This is a genomic window from Flavobacterium xinjiangense (assembly GCF_900142885.1).
Lineage (GTDB): Bacteria > Bacteroidota > Bacteroidia > Flavobacteriales > Flavobacteriaceae > Flavobacterium > Flavobacterium xinjiangense.
In genome coordinates this window covers 398,966-405,516 of sequence record NZ_FRCL01000002.1, presented here as the reverse complement: position 1 = coordinate 405,516, position 6,551 = coordinate 398,966, and the positions used below count along the sequence as shown (strand labels likewise).

The window sequence follows — 6,551 nt, the reverse complement described above, 5'->3', positions numbered from 1 at the left end:
TCTTTCACCGATAAATCTTTAAATACATCTTGATGCCAAGTCGTATTACTATAAGGTATTAATCCAAATTTCTCTGGGCTATCCCTTTGTGAAAGGTAGATTGCATACGCGTTACGCACCCGTGCGCCGGTCTCTAGGTCCGAAAACCTATACCCCTCGACTTGCATGTGTTAAGCCTGCCGCTAGCGTTCATCCTGAGCCAGGATCAAACTCTTCATCGTATATTGTGTGAGTCCAGATAAATCTGACCTCTTTGTTTATGTGACTGAAGTTCTAGTGGTTTTTTCAAATCTTTCGATTCTATTACTCTTTATTATTTGTCTCGTCTTTTGGACGAGACGGCTGTCAATTCAATATGTCTAGGAACGTGTTCTTCTTGTTTCTCGTCTTGTTTAACTCACATTGTGTGTCTCTCAAAGCGGGTGCAAAAGTGCAACTTCTTTTCTTAACTGGCAAGAAATTTTTGAAGTTTTTTTAGAAAATTTTCGTTTTCTTTTTCTTCTCGTTTTCTTATCAATTTGTCAAGGAACTTTGCTTGTTTTGCGGGGTGCAAATGTAACATCCGTTTTCTAATCTCACAAGCTTTTTGAAATCTTTTTTTTGAAAATAAATTCTCGTTTCAGATTCAGAATACTTGTCAGTTTGTTAAAGAACGTATGCTTGTTGCGGGTGCAAAAGTACCACCTTTATTCGCTTTCGCAAGCTTTTTAAACGCTTTTTTTTGACGTTTTCTTAACGCTCGCTTTAACTCGCTGGAAACGTGAATTTTGAAAGTAAAGTTTTTTCCTCTCCCCGGCCGACGCCTCGGGACTTCCCCAAGAAAAGGATGACTTTATGAATAAAAAGCTGTCGATGTCACTATATATATGTAGAAATGGAATATTCTAATCAGACAATTTCCTCCTATATATAAGGTAAAGAGATTTCATCTATGACTGAACCACCAAGTCGATGAAGCGCTTCGCGCGTTAGGGATAGCAGTGGAAAGCCCACAGGAAAGTGAAGTGAAACGAAACTTGACGAGGACTTGCAGCGAATAGCCCGACCGTTTATAAAAAAGAGGTTATCACCTTAATCGATAATAGCCTCCTTTTTATAAAGGGAAACGCCCAAATGAAAATCTAGTCGAAACGAATGGCTTTTACAGGAGATATTTTGGTTATTATATAGGAAGGAATTAATAACACTAGGAAACAAACGGTGACCGTGAGTAGATTCAATAATAGTACATAACCCAAGTTAAGATATGCTGGTGCTTGGTTGACATAGTAATTTTCTGGGTTGAGTTTGATTATTCCAAAATATTGCTGGATTAATAATAAAGATATCCCAATTAAATTCCCCCAAAACAATCCTCTCACTATAAGATAAAAGGCGTTGTAGAGAAATATTTTTCTAACCGACCAATTATCTGCACCTAATGCCTTTAATATTCCTATCATTTGGGTTCGCTCGAGAATAAGAACTAATAGCGCAACCACCATGTTGATTGTTGCCACTAATATCATAACCACTAATATGATTATGATATTTAAATCGAACAATTGAAGCCACTCGAATATGTAGCTATATTTTTCGATTATGGTTTTCGTATCAAGTGTAGAAGATGTTTCCTCATAGACCTGCTCGCCAGTTGTTTTTATATTGTTGAAATCATTTACAAAAACTTCGAAAGCTCCTACTTCATCTGGACTCCATTTATTAATACGTTGCAGGTGACGAATATCTCCTATTACATAAGTAGCGTCGAATTCCTGAAAACCAGAGTTGAAAATTCCCGTGATTTTGAATCTTCGGATGTTGGGTAGTTTATTTTGACCTTCTTTTATGAAGAATGTATTGAAGGAATCACCAACTTGTAAATTTAGTCTAGTAGCGAGGAATTGCGAAATCAGCACTTCTTCATTTAGGCCTTTAGAAAAATCAGGCAGTTTACCCGAAATTAGATATTCCTTAATATTATTCCATTTGTAATCTTTTCCAACTCCTTTTAGAATAATTCCTTCAAAAGCTTTCTCGGTTCTTATAATTCCGGCTTTTGTTGCGATGGCTTGAATATGACTTATTCCTGGAACAGAAGTAAACTTTGGATAAAAATCCTGCTTCTTAGAAATAGGCACAAGCGTAACTTCGGACTGATTGTTGTCGTAATTCGAAATAATGATATGTCCATTGAAAGCAGAAACCTTTTCTCTAATTTTTTGTTGCAAGCCAATTCCCGTCGCCACGGAAACAATCATCATGATCATACCGATAGCAATTGCCGAAATTGCAATTTTTATAATTGGCGCAGATATGCTACTTTTATAATCTTTAGCAGTGATGAGTCTTTTGGCAATGAAGTATTCTAAATTCAAGTTGATTCAATTTCTATTTTAGATTTGCTAAGCCAGTTTGCGTCGCTTGTGCCAAAAATACAGCTAAAACACGAATTACACTAATAGACATTAATTTTATTATGATTTATCACATGACGCCATTTATAAAAAATACATTTTTTCTTTTATTTTTATTTGCAACTTTAATCTCTTGTACGACCAAAAAAACGCAAGCGCAGGAGATGAAAAACGACAGTTTAATAAAAGTAACAAGTGTTTCCGAGAATAGGATTAAAACTGGTGCCGATAATTACACTGCTTATCTTCCTATATTAAAAGGCAAAAAAATAGGAATCGTAACTAACCAAACCGGAATCCTATCAGATAAAACTCATTTGGTTGATTTTCTATTAGGAAAAAATATTGCTGTCAAAACCATCTTTGCTCCCGAACATGGTTTTCGTGGAACTGCAGATGCGGGCGAACATGTATTTGATGGAAAAGATTCTAAAACTGGACTGCCAATTATTTCGTTATACGGTGAAAATAAAAAACCAAAACCCGAACAACTGGCTGGAATTGACATTCTGGTTTTTGACTTACAAGATGTTGGTGCTCGATTTTACACCTATATTTCCTCCTTACATTATATTATGGAAGCTTGCGCCGAAAACAACATTCCGCTATTGATTCTTGACAGACCTAATCCCAATATAACTATTATTGACGGGCCAGTTCTAGAAAAAGAATATGCTAGTTTTGTGGGAATGCATCCAATTCCTTTACTTCACGGAATGACTATTGGTGAATATGCCAAAATGATTAATGGTGAAAAGTGGTTGAAAAATAGAATCCAATGCAAATTGACCGTTATTCCGTGTCTTAATTACAACAGAAAAATGGATTACAGTTTACCAATTAAACCATCCCCAAATCTTCCGAATGATCAAGCCGTGAATTTATATGCCAGTTTATGTCTTTTTGAAGGAACGAATGTAAGTGTCGGTCGCGGTACTGAGAAGCAATTTCAAATTTATGGTTCACCTTATTTACCAAAAAGTGATTTTAGTTTTATTCCGAAACCAAATTTAGGTGCACAAAACCCAGTTTACAATGGAGTGCTTTGTTATGGGGAAGATTTATCAACCTATCCAAGAGTGAATCAACTGGAATTGAAATGGCTAATTAAAGCCTATAATTCAACTACAGACAAATCGAAATTCTTCAATGCTTTTTTTACAAAATTGGCTGGAACTAAAAAACTACAGCTACAAATAGAAAGTGGAATCGCAGAAAAAGAAATCAGAGAAAGCTGGAAGAAAGGACTCCTTGAGTTTAAGGTAATGAGATCTAAATATTTGATATATTAATCCTCTACCCTCCCGAAGCCTCGGGACTCCCTCCTCCAAGGAAAGGGAGACGAGACAGAAATTTTTAAAGAGGTAATTTCTTCTTCATTTCCTCCACAATATTAAAAGCTGCTGGGCATATAGCAACATTTTTCAGCGTTAAATCTGTAATTTGTTGAAATTTCTTTCTATCCGTATGGGGAAACTCTCTGCATGCTTTTGGCCGAACATCATAAATCATACAAGCATTTTCATTATCCAGAAAAGTACAAGGCACACTTTGCAAAACATAATCCCTGTCTTCATCTATTTGGAGATATTGTTCGATAAACTGTTGTGGTTTTTGTCTGAGATATTTTGAAACACGCTCAATATCGGCATCGGTAAATAAAGGTCCCGTAGTTTTACAACAATTGGCACATTTTAAACAATCAGTCTTTTTAAATTCAGCATCATGTAAATCCTGCATGACATAATCTAAATTCTTTGGCGTCTTCTTTTTCAGCTTATCGAAATACTTTTTGTTTTCGATATGCTTATCTTTGGCTTCTTTAGGAAGATTGTTTAAAATAGTATTCATTCGTAGAGTTGTCTATTCGGTTATTCGATAAAACATTTTGCGAAATTACTTAAAACAAATCAACAAATAACTAAATTAACACACCAACTCTAATGAAAGATCTTTTTGGCAAAGCCATACTTGATTATCAAACTAATAATGCTCCCGAAGATTTAATTACGGAGACAACCATTTCTGAAGAAGATGAAATGTCCGTTGCCTATTTATTTCGATCGTACGATGAAATGCCTCAAATGGAACAAAAAGCTTTGCAACTTGCCAAAGGTAAAATCTTAGATGTAGGCTGTGGCGCGGGTAGCCATAGTTTGTCTTTAAAAAACGAACGGAATTTAGATGTCACTTCAATTGACATTTCGGCAAATGCAATCCAAGCATGCACACTTCGTGGATTAAAGAATGCCAAAGTTCAGGATGTAATGACTTTAGAAAACGAGAAATACGACACTATATTACTTTTAATGAATGGGGCCGGAATGTGCGGAAAATTAAAAAACATTCCGAATTTTCTCCTAAAACTGAAATCTTTATTAAATCCTGGAGGACAAATATTGTTGGATAGTTCAGATATCATATATATGTTTGATGATGATGAAGACGGTGGAAAATGGATTCCTTCAAAAAATGAATATTATGGTGAAATAGTTTTTAATATCTCCTACAAAGGCGAGAAAGAAAGACCATTCGACTGGATGTTCATTGATTATAATACTTTGCAAAATGCCGCTTTAGATAATGGATTTCAATGTGAATTAATTCTTGAAGGCGAGCATTATGATTATTTGGCGAAGCTTTCGATTTAAAAAAAGGACCAACACCAAAGACTAATTAAATTATGGAAAATTTACTATTAGATAAATTACGTTATCCTATTGGGAAGTTTATTGCACCCGAATCATATTCAAGCAATTATTTAGCAGAAAAAATAGCTGAAATCGCAAGTTTTCCAGAGCGATTAAAAAAAGAGGTAATCTATTTAACAGACGAGCAACTTGAAACTCCTTATCGACAAAATGGTTGGACGATTCGTCAAGTGATTCATCATTGTGCAGATAGCCATATGAATTGTTTTATCAGAATTAAATGGACTTTGACAGAAGACAAGCCTATAATAAAATATTACCATGAAGACCTTTGGGCAGAAATGCATGATAATTTAACGATGCCTATTCAACCTACATTGTCTTTTCTGGAAGGATTACACTTTCGATTGGCTTATTTAATGAAAAGTTTAGATGAAGAAGATTTAGAAAAGACATTCATTCATCCAGAACATAACAGCGAATTTACAATCAAGGAAATAATTGGAACCTATGCATGGCACGGAAACCACCATTTAGCACATATTACGGAATTGAAAAAGAAAAAAGCTTGGTAATTTCGTTAGTCAAATAATTCAAGATCTAATCTTTTATAAAAATACCCCAAAATGTAATTACATTTTGGGGTATTTTTTTATTATGGAATATTTAAATATTTATGTGTTTGTAACGATACACGCCATTTTGGATTGTTCATTACATAATCCACAATTAACGGAGTCATCTCTTCTTTTTTACTCCATTCTGGTTGAAGAAATAAAATAGCATTCGGATTTACTTTCTCAGCTTGTTCTTCTGCAAAAATAAAATCATGTTTATTGTAAATAATTACCTTCAACTCATGCGCATTATCATAAACGGTTTCTGTAGGTAATTTATTTTTCTTTGGCGAAAGACAAATCCAATCCCAAGATCCGGAAAGTGGATAGGCCCCCGAGGTTTCAATATGTACTTTTAAATTCTGATCTTTTAGTTTTTGAGTAAGTAAAGTCATATCCCACATTAAAGGTTCTCCACCAGTAACGACAACAGTATCGGCATACTTATTTGCATTAGCAACTATTAAGTCAATACTTGTTGGCGGATGTAATTCCGCATTCCAGCTTTCTTTAACATCACACCAATGACAGCCCACATCACATCCTCCAATTCTAATAAAGTAAGCTGCAGTTCCTGTGTGAAATCCTTCTCCTTGAATGGTGTAAAATTCTTCCATCAATGGAAGCATTGCGCCTTTATTAACTTCTAATTGTATTTCTTTTGATAACATTATTTTATTTTAAAGTGCAAAGATAGTTAATTTGAAAGGGAGTTAATTTGATATTTAGAAAATGCTTGCTGAAAATCACTAATAATAACTACTAGCCCCGATAGAAGCGGCATCCTTTTTTAAGGGCATTTTTTTGACCTTAAAAAAGATAGAGCGAATAGCGGGTCCAGTCTTAGCAATTAATCCTGAAGTTTAGCTCAAAAAAAAACCGATAGT

Annotated in this window: 6 protein-coding genes and 1 rRNA gene; 3 read left to right on the top strand and 4 right to left on the bottom strand. The window is 34.7% G+C overall.

Annotation, left to right across the window (positions count from 1 at the left end):
- Positions 1-221, bottom strand: a 16S ribosomal RNA gene (locus tag BUC23_RS04005); the annotation flags it as partial.
- Positions 222-1,121: 900 nt separating this feature from the next.
- Positions 1,122-2,357: an ABC transporter permease gene (locus BUC23_RS04000; RefSeq protein ID WP_073205783.1), complete on the bottom strand. Its 1,236-nt coding sequence runs from the start codon at positions 2,355-2,357 to the stop codon at positions 1,122-1,124.
- 203 nt (positions 2,358-2,560) lie between these two features.
- Between BUC23_RS04000 and BUC23_RS03995 the strand changes: the two genes are divergently transcribed.
- Entirely contained in the window at positions 2,561-3,688 is a 1,128-nt protein-coding gene (locus BUC23_RS03995; protein WP_244153764.1) for an exo-beta-N-acetylmuramidase NamZ family protein, read from the top strand.
- A gap of 64 nt (positions 3,689-3,752) precedes the next feature.
- Here BUC23_RS03995 and BUC23_RS03990 read toward each other — a convergent pair whose 3' ends face one another.
- Positions 3,753-4,247: a YkgJ family cysteine cluster protein gene (locus BUC23_RS03990; protein ID WP_073205777.1), complete on the bottom strand. Its 495-nt coding sequence runs from the start codon at positions 4,245-4,247 to the stop codon at positions 3,753-3,755.
- Between the two features lie 92 nt (positions 4,248-4,339).
- Between BUC23_RS03990 and BUC23_RS03985 the strand changes: the two genes are divergently transcribed.
- Both BUC23_RS03985 and BUC23_RS03980 read left to right on the top strand, forming a co-directional pair.
- The gene (locus BUC23_RS03985; RefSeq protein ID WP_073205774.1) at positions 4,340-5,047 is read left to right on the top strand and encodes a class I SAM-dependent methyltransferase; all 708 of its coding nucleotides are present in this window, start codon (positions 4,340-4,342) and stop codon (positions 5,045-5,047) included.
- Between the two features lie 32 nt (positions 5,048-5,079).
- Positions 5,080-5,622, top strand: coding sequence for a YfiT family bacillithiol transferase (locus BUC23_RS03980; RefSeq protein WP_073205772.1), 543 nt, complete (start codon positions 5,080-5,082; stop codon positions 5,620-5,622).
- An 80-nt stretch (positions 5,623-5,702) separates the two neighbouring features.
- On the opposite strand, the gene BUC23_RS03975 is transcribed toward BUC23_RS03980, so the two are convergent.
- Positions 5,703-6,335: a 7-carboxy-7-deazaguanine synthase QueE gene (locus tag BUC23_RS03975; RefSeq protein ID WP_073205769.1), complete on the bottom strand. Its 633-nt coding sequence runs from the start codon at positions 6,333-6,335 to the stop codon at positions 5,703-5,705.
- Positions 6,336-6,551: the final 216 nt, after the last annotated feature.